Consider the following 18,278-nt stretch of genomic DNA (forward strand, 5'->3'; position numbering starts at 1 on the left):
GGGGCAAGCCCCCTCCCACACTGGAATGCATTCCAATGTGGGAGGGGGCTTGCCCCCGATGGCAGCGCCTCGGTCTAAAGCGAAGCCATCTCGGTATCCGCCTCAACCACCTTCGCCGCAGTCAACTGCCGCATCTGCTCACACCCCCACAACACTCGCTCTGGCGTGGCCGGCGCATCAATCCTGGGCTGATGACGGTAATCACCCAGGCTCGCCACGGCATCCTTGATCGCACACCACGAAGCAATCCCGAGCATAAAGGGCGGTTCGCCCACGGCCTTGGAATGGAACACCGTGTCTTCGGGGTTCTTGCGGTTTTCCACCAGCTTCACCCGCAGGTCCAGCGGCATGTCGGCCACGGCCGGGATCTTGTAGCTGGCCGGGCCATTGGTCATCAGCTTGCCCTTGTCGTTCCACACCAGCTCTTCCATGGTCAGCCAGCCCATGCCCTGGATGAAGCCGCCTTCGACCTGGCCGATGTCGATGGCCGGGTTCAGCGAGGCGCCTACGTCATGGAGGATGTCGGTGCGCAGCATCTTGTATTCGCCGGTCAGGGTGTCGACGATCACTTCGCAGCACGCGGCGCCGAATGCGTAGTAGTAGAACGGCCGACCCCTTGACTGGCTGCGGTCGTAGAATATTTTCGGGGTCTTGTAGAAGCCTGTGCTCGACAGCGACACCTGGGCGAAATACGCCTGCTGGATCAACGCCTCAAACGTCAGGATCTGCTCGCGCACGCGCACATGGCCGTTGTGGAACTCCACGTCCGCTTCGCTCACGTCGTACTTGCGTGCGGCGAATTCCACCAGGCGCTGCTTGATGGTTTCGGCGGCGTTCTGTGCGGCCTTGCCATTCAGGTCGGCACCACTGGAGGCGGCGGTCGGTGAGGTGTTGGGCACCTTGTCGGTGTTGGTGGCGGTGATCTGTACGCGGTCGATGTCCACCTGGAACACCTCGGCCACCACCTGCGCGACCTTGGTGTTCAAGCCCTGGCCCATTTCGGTGCCGCCGTGGTTCAGGTGGATGCTGCCGTCGGTGTAGATATGGATCAGCGCACCGGCCTGGTTGAGGAAACTCGCGGTAAACGAGATACCGAATTTCACCGGGGTCAGCGCCAGGCCTTTTTTCAGGATCGGGCTGTGGGCGTTGTACAGGCGAATCGCTTCGCGGCGCTCGGCGTATTGGCTGCTGGCTTCCAGTTCGGCGGTCATCTCGTCGAGCATGTTGTGCTCGACGGTCTGGTAGTAGTGGGTGACGTTGCGCTCGGTCTTGCCGTAGTAATTGGCTTTGCGCACCGCCAGCGGGTCCAGCGCCAGGTGGCGGGCGATGGCGTCCATCACTTCCTCGATGGCCACCATGCCTTGCGGGCCGCCGAAGCCGCGATACGCGGTGTTGGACGCGGTATTGGTCTTGCAGCGGTGCCCGTTGACGGTGGCGTCGCCCAGGTAATACGCGTTGTCGGCGTGGAACATGGCGCGGTCGACAATCGAGTTGGACAGGTCCGGCGAACAGCCGCAGTTGCCCGCCAGTTCCAGGTTGATCCCGTGCAGGCGACCGCTGTCGTCGAAGCCGACGTCGTATTCGATATAGAAGGGGTGGCGCTTGCCGGTCATCAGCATGTCTTCGACGCGCGGCAGGCGCATCTTGGTCGGCTGGCCGGTCAGGCGTGCGACCACCGCGCACAGGCACGCCGGGCTCGCCGCCTGGGTTTCCTTGCCGCCGAAACCACCGCCCATGCGGCGCATGTCCACCACGATCTTGTTCATCGACACGTCCAGCACTTCGGCCACCAGTTTCTGCACTTCGGTGGGGTTCTGCGTGGAGCAGTAGACGATCATGCCGCCGTCTTCGGTGGGCATCACCGAAGAGATCTGGGTTTCCAGGTAAAAGTGTTCCTGGCCGCCAATGTGCAGGGTGCCCTGGATGCGGTTTTTCGCAGTGGCCAGTGCGCCGGTCGAATCGCCGCGCTGGTGGGTGTGACTGTCGAGTACGAAATGTTTTTTACGGAACGCCTCGACCACATCCAGCACCGGTTCAAGGTCTTCGTACTCGATTACCGCCGCCATGGCGGCCTTGCGTGCGGTTTCCAGGTCACGGGCAGCAACGGCCAGCACCACTTGGCCGACGAACTGCACCGTATCAATCGCCAGCAAGGGGTCGCCGGGCATCAATGGGCCGATGTCTTTAAGGCCCGGCACGTCCTCATGGGTGATGACAATGCGCACGCCGTCAATGGCGTAGCAGGGCTCCGTGTCAATGCTGATGATGCGGGCGTGGGCGCGGTCGGACATGCGCGCATACAGGTGCAACTGGTTGGGGAATTCCAGGCGGTCATCGATGTACTGCGCTTCGCCGGATACGTGCTTGGCGGCGCTGTCATGCTTGACGCTGCGGCCGACCCCGGAAGTAAGGTCCTGGGCAAACAGTTCGGCGAGTTCGGCCTGGGTTTTAACGACGGCGTGATGGTTAGACATAAGCGATCACCCGAGTCTCGATGTGCGGTGTTTGCAACTCGATGAAGTACTTGCGCAGCAGGTTCTGTGCGCTGAGCAGGCGGTATTCCTTGCTGGCGCGGAAGTCCGACAGCGGGGTGAAGTCCTGGGCCAGGGCGGCGCAGGCTTTCTCCACGGTGGCGCTGTTCCAGGTGGCGCCGACCAATACGGCCTCGCAGCTTTTGGCGCGCTTAGGCGTGGCGGCCATGCCGCCGAACGCCACGCGGGCCTCGCGGATCACGCCGTTGTCGAGCTTGAGGTTGAACGCGGCGCAGACGGCGGAAATATCGTCGTCCAGGCGCTTGGAGACCTTGTAGGCGCGGAACAGCGTGTGGCCCTTGGGAACGATGATCTTCTCGATGAACTCGCTGTCCTGGCGGGCAGTGACGCGGTAATCGATGAAGTAGTCTTCGAGTGCCAGGATGCGGCGTGTGTCGCCCTTGCACAGCACAATCTGCGCGCCGAGGGCGATCAGCAGCGGCGGCGAATCACCGATCGGCGACGCATTGCCGATATTGCCGCCGAGGGTGCCCTGGTTGCGGATCTGCAGGGAGGCGAAGCGGTGCAGCAGGTCGCCGAAGTCCGGGTATTCGTGGTGCAGCGCGGTGTAGCAGTCGGAGAGGGCGGTGGCAGCGCCGATTTCCAGACGGTCGTCGAAGTCGTCGATGCGCTTCATTTCTTCAATGTTGCCGACGTAGATCATCACCGGCAAGGTGCGATGAAACTGGGTCACTTCCAGCGCCAGGTCGGTGCCACCGGCCAGCAGGCGGGCCTGCGGGTAGGCGTCGTAGAGGTCGGCCAGGTCGGCGACGGTGAGCGGCACCAGGCAGCGTTTGTCGCCGCTGTTGAGTTCACCGGTCTGGGTCGGCGCAATGGCTTTGAGGCGGGCGATGGTCTGCGCCTCACGGCTGTCGAACTGATCCTGGGGCTTGTTGCAGCAGGCCTGTTCGGCTGCGGCGAGGATCGGGCGGTAGCCGGTGCAGCGGCACAGGTTGCCGGCCAGGGCTTCATGGGCTTTCTGGCTGTCGGGGGCATCACTGTTCTTTTGCAGGGCGAACAGCGACATCACGAAACCGGGGGTGCAAAAGCCGCATTGCGAACCGTGGCACTCGACCATCGCCTGTTGCACGCTGTGCAGTTGGCCCTGGTGCTTGAGGTCTTCGACGCTGATCAGTTGCTTGCCGTGCAGCGACGAGACAAAGGTCAGGCAGGAGTTGAGGCTGCGATAACGGATCCGCTCGGCGCCTTGATCGTCGGTGTGCAACTCGCCGACCACCACCGTGCACGCGCCGCAATCGCCGCTGGCGCAGCCTTCCTTGGTACCGGATTTGCCCAAATGCTCGCGTAAATAGTTGAGCACGGTCAGGTTGGGGTCCAGGGCGTGCTCGCTACGGAGTTCCTGGTTAAGTAAAAACTGGATCACGGAAGGCCTCGCAGACTCATTATTGTTGTTAACCGCTTTGCGCCGAATCTAGTCATCTCTGACTTTTCGGTCAACGATTTTCTGACCAGAAGGTCAAGAAATTGCGATCGCAACACTTTCAATTATTGTTCAGTCTTCTGGAACCGGCGTTTTTGTGGGCTTGTGGCTATTCATCGTTGCTTATTCCGTGCCAAATTCGCCACGGTGGGCGTAGCGCCATCAGCCAGCCAATGCGCTACACTGCCGCGCTTGTACCGATAGAAGATTTTGAAGGGAAAACATGACGTTCAAGGCGCCGGACAGTCTCGCCGAGCAAATTGCTCACCACCTCGCCGAACGCATCATTCGCGGCGATCTCAAGCCTGGGGAGCGGATCCAGGAACAGAAGGTCACGCTGGCGCTCAATGTCAGCCGTGGTTCCGTGCGCGAAGCCTTGCTGATCCTCGAACGCCGCCACCTGATCGCGATCCTGGCGCGCCGTGGCGCCCATGTCACCGAGTTGACGGCGCACAAGGTGCAGAGCCTGTGCACCTTGATGGGCGAGCTGTACATCCTGCTCGGCAATGCGGTCGCCCAGGGCTGGCAGGTGCAGGCCGACATGGCGCCGTTCCTGCAGATCCAGCAGCGCCTGGTGACCAGTTACGAGCGCGAGGACATCCGCGCTTTCGTTGAAGAAAGCTTCAACGTGATGCGCGCCGCGTACCCCTTCGCCAATAACCCGTACTTGCAGGAAACCGTCGAGAACCTGCAGCCGGCGATGAATCGCGCCTATTACCTGGCCCTGGATCAGCGCAAGGCCTCCATGAGCGAATACCTGGCGTTGTTCGAGCAACTGCTCGCCGCCGTACTCGCCCGTGACTTGCCGCAGATCCGCCAAGTGCTCTCGGCCTACGGCGAGCGCAGTTGCTCGCTGGTCATTGCTGCGTTGGCGGACGCCTAAACGTGCGGCTCAAGTGCATCAAACTGGCGGGGTTCAAATCCTTCGTCGACCCGACCACGGTGAACTTCCCCAGTAACATGGCGGCGGTGGTCGGGCCCAATGGTTGCGGCAAGTCGAACATCATCGACGCCGTCCGCTGGGTGATGGGCGAGAGCTCGGCCAAGAATCTGCGCGGCGAGTCGATGACCGACGTCATCTTCAACGGCTCCACCAGCCGCAAGCCGGTGAGCCAGGCCAGCATCGAACTGGTGTTCGACAACTCCGACGGCACCCTGATCGGCGAGTACGCAGCCTACGCGGAGATCTCCATTCGCCGCAAAGTGACCCGCGACAGCCAGAACAGCTACTTCCTCAACGGTACCAAGTGTCGCCGTCGCGACATCACCGATATTTTCCTCGGCACCGGCCTGGGCCCACGCAGCTACTCGATCATCGAGCAGGGCATGATCTCCAAGCTGATCGAAGCCAAGCCCGAAGACCTGCGTAACTTCATCGAAGAAGCGGCTGGCATCTCCAAGTACAAGGAGCGCCGCCGCGAGACCGAAAACCGCATTCGCCGCACCCACGAGAACCTCGCCCGCCTGACCGACCTGCGCGAAGAGCTGGAGCGCCAGTTGGAGCGCCTGCACCGCCAGGCCCAGGCCGCCGAGAAGTATCAGGAATACAAGGGCGAGGAGCGCCAGCTCAAGGCACAACTGTCGGCCCTGCGCTGGCAGGCGCTGAACGACCAGGTGGGCCAGCGCGAAGCGATCATCGGCACCCAGGAAATCAGCTTTGAAGCCCTGGTGGCCGAGCAGCGCAATGCCGACGCCAGTATCGAACGCCTGCGTGACGGTCACCATGACCTGTCCGAGCGCTTCAATCTGGTGCAGGGCCGCTTCTATTCGGTGGGTGGCGATATCGCCCGCGTCGAGCAGAGCATCCAGCACGGCCAGCAGCGCCTGCGCCAGTTGCAGGATGACCTCAAGGAAGCCGAGCGCGCGCGCCTGGAGACCGAATCCCACCTGGGCCACGACCGCACCTTGCTGCTGACCCTGGGCGAAGAGCTGGATATGCTCACCCCCGAGCAGGAAGTCACCAGCGCCGCCGCCGAAGAAGCCGCCGCCGCCCTGGAAGAAGCCGAAGCCACCATGCACGGCTGGCAGGAGCAGTGGGACACCTTCAACCTGAAGTCTGCCGAACCCCGGCGTCAGGCCGAAGTGCAGCAGTCACGCATCCAGCAACTGGAAACCAGCATGGAGCGCCTGGCCGAGCGCCAACGCCGCATGCAGGAAGAGCGCGCGTTGCTGTCCGCCGACCCGGAAGACGCGGCGATCATGGAGCTGAGCGAGCAACTGGCCGAAAGCGAAATGACGCTGGAAGAGCTGGAAGCCAGCGAAGAACAACAAGTGGAGCGCCTGGAGCAATTGCGTCAGCAGTTGCAACAGGCGACCCAGGCACAGCAACAGGCCCAGGGTGATTTGCAGCGACTCAATGGCCGGCTCGCCTCCCTTGAAGCGTTGCAGCAGGCTGCATTGGACCCGGGCACCGGCACCGCCGAGTGGCTGCGTGATCAACATCTGGCCGAACGCCCGCGCTTGGCCGAAGGTTTGAAGGTAGAAGCCGGTTGGGAGCTGGCGGTGGAAACCGTCCTGGGTGCCGACCTGCAAGCGGTGTTGGTGGATGACTTTGGCGGCTTCGACCTGGCCGGTTTTGCCCAGGGCGACCTGCGTTTGCTCAGCCCTGCCGCCGATGGCACGCGGGTGCCGGGCAGTTTGCTGGATAAAGTTGAAGCGGCGATTGATCTGTCGCCGTGGCTGGGCCAGGTCAAGCCGGTGGATTCCCTGGAGCAGGCCCTGGCCCAGCGCGGTCAGTTGGGCGCCGGCGAAAGCCTGATCAGCCGTGACGGCTATTGGGTCGGCCGCTACTTCCTGCGCGTGCGCCGCGCCAGTGAAGCGGAAAGCGGCGTGTTGGCCCGTGGTCAGGAAATCGTCAACCTGATCGCCGAGCGCGAAGAGCGCGAAGCCACCCTGGAAAGCCTGGAAACCGAACTGCAAACCCTGCGTGCCACCCAGCGCCAGCAGGAGACCGGCCGCGAGCACCTGCGCCGCCTGTTGCAGGACGAAGCGCGCCAGCAAGGCGAACTCAAGGCCCAGCTCTCCGCGAGCAAAGCCAAGGTCGAGCAACTGACCCTGCGCCGCACCCGTCTCGACGAAGAAGTCGCGGAAATGGGCGAGCAGCGCGCCCTGGAACACGAACAGATCGGCGAAGCGCGCCTGCAGTTGCAGGAAGCCCTCGACAGCATGGCCCTCGACACCGAGCAGCGCGAACTGTTGCTGGCCCAGCGCGACAGCCTGCGCGAACGCCTCGACCGTGTGCGCCAGGAGGCGCGCCAGCACAAGGACCACGCCCACCAGTTGGCCGTGCGCCTGGGGTCGCTCAAGGCCCAGCACGCGTCCACCGCCCAGGCCCTTGAGCGCCTGGAGATGCAGTCCGAACGCCTGACGGAAAAGCGCGAGCAACTGAGCCTCAACCTGGAGGAGGGCGAAGCGCCACTGGAAGAGCTGCGCCTGAAGCTCGAAGAGTTGCTCGACAAGCGCATGACCGTCGACGAAGAGCTCAAGACCGCGCAGATCGCCCTCGAAGACGCCGACCGCGAACTGCGCGACGCCGAAAAACGCCGGACCCAGGCCGAGCAGCAATCCCAATTGATCCGTGGCCAGCTCGAACAGCAGCGCATGGAGTGGCAAGCCCTGACCGTGCGCCGCAAGACCCTGCAAGACCAATTGCTGGAGGACGGCTACGACCTGCACGGCGTACTCAACACCCTGACCGCCCAGGCCAACGAGAAAGAAGCCGAAGAAGAGCTGGAGCGCATTGCCGCACGTATCCAGCGCCTGGGCGCGATCAACCTGGCGGCCATCGACGAGTACCAGCAGCAATCCGAACGTAAACGTTATCTGGATGCCCAGGACGCCGATCTGGTGGAAGCCCTGGACACCCTGGAAAACGTGATTCGCAAGATCGACAAGGAAACCCGTAACCGTTTCAAGGATACCTTTGATCAGATTAATGGCGGTTTACAGGCGTTATTCCCAAAAGTTTTCGGCGGTGGCAGCGCTTACTTGGAACTGACGGGCGAAGATCTACTCGATACAGGGGTGACGATCATGGCGCGGCCTCCGGGCAAGAAGAACAGCACCATCCATTTGTTGTCCGGCGGCGAGAAAGCCCTGACCGCATTGGCCCTGGTATTTGCCATCTTCAAGTTGAACCCGGCGCCGTTCTGCATGCTCGACGAAGTTGACGCGCCGCTCGATGACGCTAACGTTGGACGCTACGCGCGGTTGGTGAAAGAGATGTCCCAGACCGTGCAGTTCATCTATATCACCCACAACAAGATCGCCATGGAAATGGCGGATCAGTTGATGGGGGTCACGATGCACGAACCGGGCTGTTCGCGTTTGGTGGCGGTGGATGTCGAAGAAGCGATGGCAATGGTGGAGTCTTGACCCATGCCGATAAAGAATTTTTGTAGCGTGCGGTAAGAGACTTTACCGGCCTGGCGAAAGTGGCAAATGGACATATTTGTTCAAGGCATTTTGACAGACGGTGTAAAGTTATCTTTGGTCGTGCTAGTTTAATGTCAAATTTTCGTATGCGTGGGCAAAACGTCAGTCAGAACATAGAGTTGGCGCCACGTTTTAAAGCGGTTTGCACGTTGCTAAACCCCTTATTTTTCAGCATTTTTTATTAGAGGCACGGGATTACATGGAAATCGGTCTGCGCGAGTGGCTGATCGTCATCGGCATTATTGTCATTGCCGGTATTCTTTTTGATGGCTGGCGCCGGATGCGCGGTGGCAAGGGCAAGCTCAAATTCCGTCTGGACCGCAACCTGTCCAACTTGCCTGACGACGACGGCAGCGCCGAGCTGCTGGGGCCGCCCCGTGTGCTGGACACCCATAAAGAACCGCAATTGGACGAGCACGACTTGCCGTCGATGAGCGCGCCGGTGCGTGAAGCCCGCGAGCCGTCGCCCAAGCGTGGCAAACGCACCGCTCCGGTGGTCGCGGAACCGCGCCAGGCCGACCTGGACCTGGACGTCAATGACGGCCCGAGCTTCAGCAGCCGCGATGATGATTTCCCGGACGAGAACGCCGGCAAGAACGCGCCGCGCCAATCCGTGAACGACCAGCCGGCCGCCGAAGAAGTGCTGGTGATCAGCGTGATCTGCCGCGACGCTGCTGGCTTCAAAGGCCCGGCCCTGTTGCAGAACATCCTCGAAAGCGGCCTGCGGTTTGGCGAGATGGATATCTTCCACCGTCACGAAAGCATGGCCGGCAACGGCGAAGTGCTGTTCTCCATGGCCAATGCGGTCAAGCCGGGCACCTTCGACCTGGACGATATCGATCTGTTCAGCACCCCGGCCGTGAGCTTCTTCCTCGGCCTGCCAGGCCCGCGTCACCCGAAACAGGCATTCGACGTGATGGTGGCCGCGGCCCGCAAGCTGTCCCAGGAACTCAATGGCGAGCTCAAGGACGACCAGCGCAGCGTGCTGACCGCCCAGACCATCGAGCACTACCGTCAGCGCATCGTCGAGTTCGAGCGTCGCGCCCTGACACAGAAGCGCTGAGGTCCGATCTTAAGCGTTGCCTGTAGAATCCGTGCACTAACATATTGAGCAGCTTCGGCTGCTCTTTTGCTTTATGAGAGAACACCCATGACCGCCGCCCACACCCGCATCCTCGAACTGCGCGCTGAACTGGATCAGCACAACTACCGCTACCATGTCCTCGACGAGCCGAGCATTCCGGACGCCGAGTACGACCGCTTGTTCCACGAGCTCAAGGCCCTGGAGGCCGAGCACCCGGAACTGGTCACGCGGGATTCACCGACGCAGCGAGTCGGCAGTGCGGCGCTGTCGGCGTTCACCCAGGTCAAGCATGAGATCCCGATGCTCAGCCTGGGCAACGCGTTCGATGAAACCACCATGCTCGAGTTTGATCGCCGGGTCACCGAAGGCCTCGACCTGCCGGTGGGCGACCTGTTCGGCGGTGGCGCAGCGGTGGAATACAGCTGCGAACCGAAGCTGGACGGCCTGGCGGTCAGCCTGCTGTACCAGGATGGCGAGCTGGTTCGCGGCGCCACCCGGGGCGACGGCACCACCGGCGAGGACATCAGCGTCAACGTGCGCACCGTGCGCAATATCCCGCTGAAACTGCACGGCAGCGGCTGGCCGGCAACCCTGGAAGTGCGCGGCGAAGTGTTCATGTCCAAGGCCGGTTTCGAGCGACTCAACGCCGCGCAACTGGAAGTCGGCGGCAAGACCTTCGCCAACCCGCGCAACGCCGCCGCCGGCAGCCTGCGTCAGTTGGACTCGAAGATCACCGCCAGCCGCCCGCTGGAGTTCTGCTGCTACGGCGTGACCACCGACATCAGTGATACCCACATCGGCAACCTGCAACAGTTGAAGAAGTGGGGCATGCCCATCAGTCATGAGCTGAAGCTGGCCAAAGGCATTCAGGATTGCCTGGAGTACTACCGCGACATCGGTGAGCGGCGTAACAGCCTGCCCTATGAAATCGACGGCGTGGTGTTCAAGGTCAATAGCATCGCCTCCCAGCGTGAACTGGGCTTCCGCGCCCGCGAACCGCGCTGGGCCATCGCGCATAAATTCCCGGCCATGGAAGAGTTGACCGAACTGCTCGACGTGGAATTCCAGGTTGGCCGCACCGGCGCCGTGACGCCTGTGGCGCGCTTGAAGCCGGTCAAGGTTGCGGGCGTGACCGTGTCCAACGCCACCCTGCACAACATGGATGAAGTCGCGCGCCTGGGCCTGATGATCGGCGATACCGTGATCATTCGCCGCGCCGGGGATGTGATCCCGCAAGTGGTTTCGGTGGTCACCGAGCGTCGCCCGGAAAATGCCCGCGCCGTGCAGATTCCCGAAAGCTGCCCGGTGTGCGGCTCCCATGTGGAGCGCACGCAACTGGTCAAGCGCAGCAAGGGCAAGGAAACCGTCAGCGAAGGCGCGGTGTACCGCTGCGTCGGGCGCCTGGCCTGTGGCGCGCAGCTCAAGCAGGCGATCATTCATTTCGTCTCGCGCCGCGCTATGGACATCGATGGCCTGGGTGACAAGACCATCGAGCAACTGGTGGATGAAAAACTGATTGGCTCACCGGCCGACCTCTACAAGCTCAAGTACGAGCAGATCATCGACCTGGAAGGCTTTGCCGATATTTCCAGCAAGAAGCTGATCACTGCTATCGAAAACAGCAAGACCCCGACCCTGGCGCGGTTTATCTATGCCCTGGGCATTCCCGACGTGGGCGAGGAGACCGCCAAGGTGTTGGCGCGTTCGCTGGCATCCCTGGAGCGCGTACAGAAGGCCTTGCCGGCAGTGCTGACGTACCTGCCGGACGTGGGCCTGGAAGTGGCGCACGAGATCCACAGCTTCTTTGAAGACAGCCATAACCAGGACGTGATCGGTGCGCTGCTGTCGCCAGACGAATGCGGCCTGCAATTGCAGGACCAGGGCGACCTGAGTGCCGAATTCGCCGCCAGTACCACGCTGGGCGGCTTGCTCGACAAGTTGCATGTGCCAAGCGTCGGCCCCGGCGCCGCGCAGAAACTTGCGGACAAATTCGGCACCTTGGAAGGCGTGATCAAGGCCGACTGGCTGGATATGCGCCAGGCGCTGCCCGAAAAGCAGGCCAAGGCTGTGCGTGAGTTCTTCGATAACGCGGACAACGCCAACCATGCCCTGGCCATCGAGCAGCAGCTCAAGGACTTCGGCATGCACTGGCTGAGCGAGAAGAAGGTCGTCGAAGGCTTGCCCGAAGCGGGGCACACCTGGGTGCTCACCGGTTCCCTGGAGCTGATGAGCCGCGACGTGGCCAAGGAAAAACTCGAAAGCCTCGGCGCCAAGGTAGCGGGTTCCGTCTCGGCGAAAACCCACTGCGTGGTGGCGGGGCCGGGCGCCGGCTCCAAGCTGGCGAAGGCGAGCGAGTTGGGCCTGAAGGTACTGGATGAAGAAGCCTTCGTCGCCTTCCTGGCCAAGCACAACATCACGGTCTGATCCGGGCTTTGTGGCGAGCGGGTTCGCTGTGGAGAGCGGGCTTGCTGTGGCGAGCGGGCTTGCCCCGCGTCGGGCTGCGCAGCAGCCCCCTCCCAACCATCACCAAAGTGGAACGATCCTGAACAGAAAGTGATCTAGTCTCAGTCACCCAGGGAGAGATCGCCATGTTCCGCTACTTCGAGCAACTCAGTTCTCGCATCGCTGCCCCCTTCGTAGCCGGCACATCCCGCGACAGCAAGGTGTGGCAGTGCCGCTGCGGCCAATCCCTGTTCTTTCGCAACAGCCAGTGCCTGGCCTGCCAGGCGCTGCTGGGCTACCAACCCCAGCAAGCCCGGCTGGACTCCCTGCAGCCCGGCCCGGTCGAAGGCACCTGGCTGCAGGACGGCAACCTCGACGCCGGCGCCTTCCGTCGCTGCGCCAACCTCGACACTCCGGCCGCCTGCAACTGGCTGATCCCGGCCCACAGCACCGCGCCGCTGTGCGTGGCCTGTAGCCTGAACCGCACCATTCCTGACCTGTCGATCCCGGAAAACCATGAACGCTGGCGAAAAGTCGAAACCGCCAAGCGCCGGTTGGTCGCGCAATTGATCAGCCTGGGGTTGCAAGTGGTGCCCAAAAGCGTCGACGAAGACACCGGCCTGGCCTTCGATTTTGTCGGTATCGACCTGGAAGGCAACGCGCCCATGACCGGCCACGCAAACGGCCTGATCACCCTCGACATCAAGGAGGCCGACGACGCCCACCGTGAAAAGGTCCGCGTCCAGATGCGCGAACCCTACCGCACGCTGCTCGGTCACTTTCGCCATGAGGTCGGCCATTACTACTGGGATCGCCTGATCGCCAATACCCACTGGCTAGAACCGTTTCGCAACCTGTTCGGCGACGAACGTGCCAGTTATGCCGAAGCCCTCGACCAGCACTACCAGCACGGCCCACGTGCCGACTGGCAGCAAACCTGCGTCAGCGCCTACGCCACCATGCACCCCTGGGAAGACTGGGCAGAAACCTGGGCGCACTACCTGCATATGATGGACGCCGTCGACACCGCCCTCGGCTTTGGCATGAGCGCCCGCGAGATGGACCTGGACTACCAGCCATTTCCCCTCAGCACGCTCTATGATCCCGAACACCCTGGCGGCGCGGCATTCCTGTCATTCGTCAACGCCTGGATCGAACTGGCCGGCATGCTCAACGAACTGTCGCGCAGCATGGGCCAGCCGGATTTCTACCCCTTCGTGCTGCCACCGGCGGTGATCGCCAAGCTGCATTTCATTCACCTGGTGATCCAGGAAGAGGGCGGCCGAGCGGATGAGGTGGTACTGGCACAATGATGAGCACTGTGGGAGGGGGCTTGCCCCCGATGGCGCTGGGTCAGTCACCTGTTTATTGGCTGATGTACCGTCATCGGGGGCAAGCCCCCTCCCACAGATGCTGTTGGCGGTGACAAGTACTTGAACCCCTTCATATTTTTAATCCGTCCCCAACGGTTGTAACTTCCGATGAGATCGGTACAATGGCCCCGCTTGCCGAGAGGCAGGCGTCGTTATGGTGACCCCATCGGTCCCCCCGCAACGATTACCCGTGAACCTGGTCAGAGCCGGAAGGCAGCAGCCACAGCGGGAACATTGTGTGCCGGGGTGTGGCTGGTGGGGTTGCCTCCATAACGCTCCTCCTTGCAGTACCTGTTCAAATTCAAATCAAAAATGCTTTCACGCCATCTGCCATCGGGCAGTCCATGGCGGCATACTCCAGTGCCTGGCATCCGGAGACAGCACACGTGGAAAAAGTCGACGACCTCACTCGCGAAAAACTGCGGGAATGGCAGATGCGCCGCCTGGAGATCAAGGACCGCATTCAATCCCACCCTGAGCAGACCCTGGAATTGTCGAGGGTGCTGGACCTCATGGACGACGAACATGCGGAAATCCTCAGCCAGGCGGAAATGATCCGCTCTGCGCAAGTGGCTGATGAGCCCGCGCAGCCACCGCTGGCGGGCGCTTGCACGCTGCAATTGAACGTGGCCGCGCAGAGTGCCGAAGACTTGCGTCGCTTGCTCGATATGGCTGTGTTCGAACTCCAGCAACAGATCAATGCGATGGCGGCTGCGGCTGACGCAGGCCCTCATTGCGGCGGGATGTCGGGCTCGCTGGGCGAGTATCGGTTTGAACTGGGCGGTCAGGGCAATGCCTGACTCCCTGGTGGCGAGGCACTATGCAACCTGAACACTTCGATTTATCCAGCCCGGTCTTCCTGCCTGTCACGGAGCAAACCTGCACGGCCCTGCTCGGCTCGGACGGCGCCCAGGCCCTGGTCGGCCTGACGAATCCGGAGCTGGCCGCCGTACTGGTCATCCAGAACCTGGCCCAGGCCGCGGAAAAAGACCTGACCTGCGCAGGCGCCGAGCGCATCCTGTCCAAATTGCTCGACTGGTCGGTGGACACGCAGGCAGGGGGCGCCGCGACGCTGCTGTCCGAAGCCCAGCGACTGTTCGACCCGCGCAAGCTCTACTTCGGTTTCAACGCGCTGAAAAGTGTCAACCTGCGCCTGTTGTCGGCTGAAGAGGTCGCCGCGCGGGATTACCTGCTGCCTACGGGAAAATGGGATATCGGCTACAAGGTCCGCCACCTGCGCAGCAATGACCCCTTCAGCCAGCAGATGATCACGCCCCGCCAGCGTGAGCGCTGGCTCAGCCCGGCCCAGGACAAACTGGTGCGTACCTTCCGCGCCAACCTCAACGAAGACCTGCACGTCCAAGGCTACGCCGGCATCGGCAAGAGCCACCTGCTCGGCGCCTTGATGGAGTGCCTGCGCCCCGCTCAGACCCTGGTGCTGGCCCGCACGGGGGCAAAACTGGCGACCCTGCGTGAGCGCATGGGGCTGGGGAGGGACAGCAAGGCGGGTTCGACCTTCGCTGCGTTCGCCAAGGCGCTGCTGCAGGGGCCACGCCCTTCCGTGCAGGGCACGCCGGCCAGGTTGCCCGGCAAACATGAGGTGTCTGAGGCCCTGAATATCCACGGCTGGCGGGGGCACGAGGGCGTGGCGACGCTGGATATCTGTCTGAAGGTGCTCGAAAGCTATTGCCACTCCAGCCATCACAGCCTGTCGGCCAGGCACCTGCCGCATTTCAAGCACCCGTTGTCCAGCGTGGATACCCAGGCGTTGCTGGAGTATTCCAGCCGGTTGTGGACGTACCTGGAGGCCAACCCACAGTGGGCCGGCCAGACTGCTTTCGCGGCGCTATGGCTGATCAAGCGTGCGAGTCTCGAAGGCTGTGTGGTGCCGCCTCGCTATACCCATGTGTTGATCGATGAAAGCCAGGACATCCCGCCTTCGTTGCTGCAGATCATCGAGCGTGGCCGCCAAGTCTTGATCACCCTCGGCGATGAATACCAATTGGCCAGCGGTGTGATGGTGCGAAGAAAGCGCGAAGTCCGACACACCGACATCAATTATTCGGTGCGCTCGGGTCGCAACGTCGAGCGCCTGGTCAACCCGTTGATCAGTGTGCACTCACAAAAGTGCAAGACCCCCTTCGAAGGCGCACGGGACGCGGACGTCGGCATCGAACATTACCCCCAGGGCTTCGTACCGCCGGAAGGCTGCGTGGTGTTGACCGCCTCCCATTGGGACACCATGAAATGGGCCATCCAGTTGCAGCAGGCCAACTGCCCGTTCGGGTTCTTCGACACTGCGGCGCAGCAGGATCTGCAGCGTTTCATGATCAGCGTCATTGCCTTGTTCAAGCCGGAGTTCTACAGCAACGAGCACAACGACAACGGCCCTCACGCCTATTTCAGTGACATGCATGACTGGCAGCAGGTGCGCGACGCCAGTCAGTTCGACGAGGCGTTTCTGTGGGTCGAGAGCGAGCTGGAAAAAGGCTTCAATGTCGCCGACATCACGCGCTTGAACCGGCTGGGCGGCGTGCCCGGCAAACGTTGCCTGCTGATGCTGGCGGCAGAGGCGGGCGGAATGGAGTTTGACCGGGTGCTGCTGACGCCCGAGTTGCTGACCAACGTGAAGTTCAAGGACGCCTACGCGTTCGACCAACGGCTGTGCGAGGTGTATATCGCCATTTCCCGCGCGCGGATGCAGCTTTACCTGCCTTACGACGTGGTCGAGTGGATTGATTTCCACACTTATCAGAAAACCCGGGAGTTTCACGGTTACTGATCAAGTCATAGGTCTCAACTACTTCAGATTAGGTGCATTTTGATCCAGCACTTCTTCAGCAATTTGGCCAAAAAAAATTCGGGTTATGCTGAAGAACGGACTTAGTCGCTTTTCTCGAGGAATGAGATCAATACCTGCAAGGCAATGAAGGCTCATATCCTGTTCGATGTGGTCATCGAAAAGCGCTTCCAGTTCGTCCCACCATTGTTGGCGCAAGTCTTGAAGAAATGGGCTATTCAGGTTGAGTAAGGCGATGGTGTATGACGCTCGGTCTTCATCTTCCAGGGATAACCCGTCAGCCGGCACAATGCGACCATCAGAAAGGTACGCAAAAAAGCGGCTGCAATCAGGCTGGTGGCAGGACACAAAACGATGGACATCTACCGCGTCCGACTTTCCCAGGGCGTGACCGCCGAACACTGCTGACGCGAGCCCATTGAAAGTGTGCAGATCGGTTTGGCTATCCAATGCTGAAGCAGCCAGATTGTTGTAATCAAAGGTACGCTGCGGATTCTGCCTTTTATTTTCGACGTGCTCTATGTGTAGGCCTAGACCGACCTGATCAGGTCTGATCTCACTGTAGCAGCACAGCCCATACTGCTCTTCCAACAAATAGGTCAAAACCTGTTGTTTGTAGCCAAACCCTGACCATCGACTGGTAGCTGCCTTGGCTGTAATGGGTGGATTTGCATGTGAGTTGTTCAATTGATGAGGACCAAGGCCGCGCTTCTGAATAGCCCTCATTTTCTAAGTGCTCTCTGCCGCTTGATGCTGCGCTGCAGGCGCAGAAGTTGAGGGTGCTGATCGCTTAATGCGCTTATAAGTCGCTCCATTAATTCAACGGCAGGTTGCTCGTCGTATCGGCCCTTGTCCACCCATTCGGTGAGCAGCAACAAATCTGGTTTTTCAAGTACCGGAGGCTGCGGATCTACTTGCATCACGCTGTGTAAAACGCTATTGCTCGGCTCGCCATAGGTCATTGCCAATGGGGGTGAGGCAACCAGGTTGCCGTGAATATCCTTGCCAATGACTCGGATGTTTTCGCGTCGTACGGTACTCAATACCTGTGGGCTATGTGTAGTGACAATGAATTGCATCGCTGGAAAAGCTGATCGCAAGGATCCGAGTATTACTTGTTGCCAGTGAGGGTGGAGAAACATATCCACCTCGTCGATCAGTGCGATACCGGGCGTTTGTAACGGAGCCTCTTCGCCTAAGTGTGGGTTGAGCTTGCAGGCACGAAACGCTAAATCAGCAACCATGGCAATGGTATTGCGCAGCCCGTCGCTGAGCATTTCTACAGGCAATATGCCCTGTTCGGGATGGTGCATGATCAGTTGCTGTTGATGGCTCTCACTGTACTCCAGGCTGTGCCAGCCTGTCGGAGCCTGTAACAATTGATCAATTGCCGCTTTGACAGACTTGATGATCTGCGCGAACCGAACACCAAGATCAGATAGCTGTGCATTGCGTTCCAGAGCAATCACCTGCGCTTCCCGATAGCTGCGATAGACCCAGCCGTACCATGCGCTAAACGTTTTGAAACTTGACGAGTAGGAGAGGCAGTTCAGATACCCCGATGTTCTGGAGTATTCAGACTTGTCGAGCGTGGTTTGGGCTGCAGCCGAAGTAAAGCGGCCTTCGTACCAAAGCCGGGACGTTCCGAGGTAGCTCACCAACGGTAAGACGACGGTCTCATCACTGCGTACTTTTTCCTGAAGAGACTTGCTGTATCCCGTCAGAGCTTTCGAACCCAAATCACCAAGGGTATTGGTCGATTTTTTCAAGCTCGTGCGCTGCTGTAACCAATGGCTTTCAACCTCGTCTGGCGCCCATACGCCCCTGGCTTCGATAACGCTGGCGATTTGAGGCTCCATGTTGCCACTGGAGAGATTGGCTAGACGTACATCGTCGATTTGTATTGTCGCGGATTTTCCGGTCTGGCTTCCGAGGTCGAAGCCTTTTACAAAAGGCCATAGGGCAACTCGTGCAGCGTCTAGAATGGTGGTTTTACCGCCCCCATTGGAGGCAATCAAGACGGTCAGATGAGGATCGAAGTCGATCTCAAACTCTCCAAAACAGCGGTAATTCTGCACACGCAGTTTGTCGAGCCTCACAGTCGTTTCTCCGATTCGATTATCTGGCCGGGCATTAGAGCGCATCCCTCTGCTTGGTAGGCGGGTATCGCATA

The 18,278-nt window shown here is 60.8% G+C and carries 11 protein-coding genes and 1 other RNA gene; 8 read left to right on the forward strand and 4 right to left on the reverse strand.

Features of this window, described 5'->3' with window-relative positions:
* Nucleotides 1-74 precede the first annotated feature (74 nt).
* Both xdhB and xdhA read right to left on the reverse strand, forming a co-directional pair.
* Nucleotides 75-2,474, reverse strand: coding sequence for a xanthine dehydrogenase molybdopterin binding subunit (gene xdhB, locus BMX59_RS12910; protein WP_093122016.1), 2,400 nt, complete (start codon nucleotides 2,472-2,474; stop codon nucleotides 75-77).
* Nucleotides 2,467-3,915, reverse strand: coding sequence for a xanthine dehydrogenase small subunit (gene xdhA / locus BMX59_RS12915; protein ID WP_093122020.1), 1,449 nt, complete (start codon nucleotides 3,913-3,915; stop codon nucleotides 2,467-2,469). The genes xdhB and xdhA overlap by 8 nt, the downstream gene beginning before the upstream one ends.
* Before the next feature lie 280 nt (nucleotides 3,916-4,195).
* Between xdhA and BMX59_RS12920 the strand changes: the two genes are divergently transcribed.
* The 8 genes from BMX59_RS12920 (at nucleotide 4,196) to BMX59_RS12955 (ending at nucleotide 16,087) form a co-directional block, all read left to right on the forward strand.
* Nucleotides 4,196-4,855, forward strand: a complete 660-nt coding sequence (locus BMX59_RS12920; RefSeq protein ID WP_093122023.1) for a GntR family transcriptional regulator — start codon at nucleotides 4,196-4,198, stop codon at nucleotides 4,853-4,855.
* Between the two features lie 2 nt (nucleotides 4,856-4,857).
* On the forward strand, nucleotides 4,858-8,346 hold the full coding sequence (gene smc / locus BMX59_RS12925; protein ID WP_093122028.1) for a chromosome segregation protein SMC: 3,489 nt from the start codon (nucleotides 4,858-4,860) through the stop codon (nucleotides 8,344-8,346).
* Nucleotides 8,347-8,605: 259 nt separating this feature from the next.
* Entirely contained in the window at nucleotides 8,606-9,469 is an 864-nt protein-coding gene (zipA, locus tag BMX59_RS12930; protein WP_071491386.1) for a cell division protein ZipA, read from the forward strand.
* 87 nt (nucleotides 9,470-9,556) lie between these two features.
* Nucleotides 9,557-11,914 (forward strand): NAD-dependent DNA ligase LigA, encoded by a 2,358-nt coding sequence (gene ligA, locus BMX59_RS12935; RefSeq protein WP_092242776.1) that lies wholly within the window; start codon nucleotides 9,557-9,559, stop codon nucleotides 11,912-11,914.
* Between the two features lie 164 nt (nucleotides 11,915-12,078).
* Nucleotides 12,079-13,245, forward strand: coding sequence for a zinc-binding metallopeptidase family protein (locus BMX59_RS12940; protein ID WP_092242782.1), 1,167 nt, complete (start codon nucleotides 12,079-12,081; stop codon nucleotides 13,243-13,245).
* Between the two features lie 224 nt (nucleotides 13,246-13,469).
* An RNA gene (ffs, locus tag BMX59_RS12945) (signal recognition particle sRNA small type) lies at nucleotides 13,470-13,566 on the forward strand.
* Nucleotides 13,567-13,691: 125 nt separating this feature from the next.
* A complete protein-coding gene (locus BMX59_RS12950; protein ID WP_093122035.1) occupies nucleotides 13,692-14,105 on the forward strand; it encodes a hypothetical protein in 414 nt (137 codons plus the stop codon).
* Between the two features lie 20 nt (nucleotides 14,106-14,125).
* On the forward strand, nucleotides 14,126-16,087 hold the full coding sequence (locus tag BMX59_RS12955) for a hypothetical protein (RefSeq protein WP_093122039.1): 1,962 nt from the start codon (nucleotides 14,126-14,128) through the stop codon (nucleotides 16,085-16,087).
* Nucleotides 16,088-16,105: 18 nt separating this feature from the next.
* Here BMX59_RS12955 and BMX59_RS12960 read toward each other — a convergent pair whose 3' ends face one another.
* Both BMX59_RS12960 and BMX59_RS12965 read right to left on the reverse strand, forming a co-directional pair.
* Nucleotides 16,106-16,831, reverse strand: coding sequence for a retron system putative HNH endonuclease (locus BMX59_RS12960; protein ID WP_093122043.1), 726 nt, complete (start codon nucleotides 16,829-16,831; stop codon nucleotides 16,106-16,108).
* Nucleotides 16,828-18,204, reverse strand: coding sequence for an AAA family ATPase (locus BMX59_RS12965; protein ID WP_305883230.1), 1,377 nt, complete (start codon nucleotides 18,202-18,204; stop codon nucleotides 16,828-16,830). The genes BMX59_RS12960 and BMX59_RS12965 overlap by 4 nt, the downstream gene beginning before the upstream one ends.
* Nucleotides 18,205-18,278: the final 74 nt, after the last annotated feature.

The organism is Pseudomonas sp. NFR09 (genome assembly GCF_900111535.1).
GTDB classification, from domain to species: Bacteria; Pseudomonadota; Gammaproteobacteria; order Pseudomonadales; family Pseudomonadaceae; genus Aquipseudomonas; species Aquipseudomonas extremorientalis.

Bases quoted from the DNA above. Each gene is read 5' to 3' on its own strand.
- BMX59_RS12955 (WP_093122039.1), top strand. From the start codon at position 14,126: ATGCAACCTGAACACTTCGATTTATCCAGCCCGGTCTTCCTGCCTGTC.
- xdhB (WP_093122016.1), bottom strand. From the start codon at position 2,474: ATGTCTAACCATCACGCCGTCGTTAAAACCCAGGCCGAACTCGCCGAA.
- BMX59_RS12940 (WP_092242782.1), top strand. From the start codon at position 12,079: ATGTTCCGCTACTTCGAGCAACTCAGTTCTCGCATCGCTGCCCCCTTC.
- zipA (WP_071491386.1), top strand. From the start codon at position 8,606: ATGGAAATCGGTCTGCGCGAGTGGCTGATCGTCATCGGCATTATTGTC.
- ligA (WP_092242776.1), top strand. From the start codon at position 9,557: ATGACCGCCGCCCACACCCGCATCCTCGAACTGCGCGCTGAACTGGAT.
- BMX59_RS12920 (WP_093122023.1), top strand. From the start codon at position 4,196: ATGACGTTCAAGGCGCCGGACAGTCTCGCCGAGCAAATTGCTCACCAC.
- BMX59_RS12960 (WP_093122043.1), bottom strand. From the start codon at position 16,831: ATGAGGGCTATTCAGAAGCGCGGCCTTGGTCCTCATCAATTGAACAAC.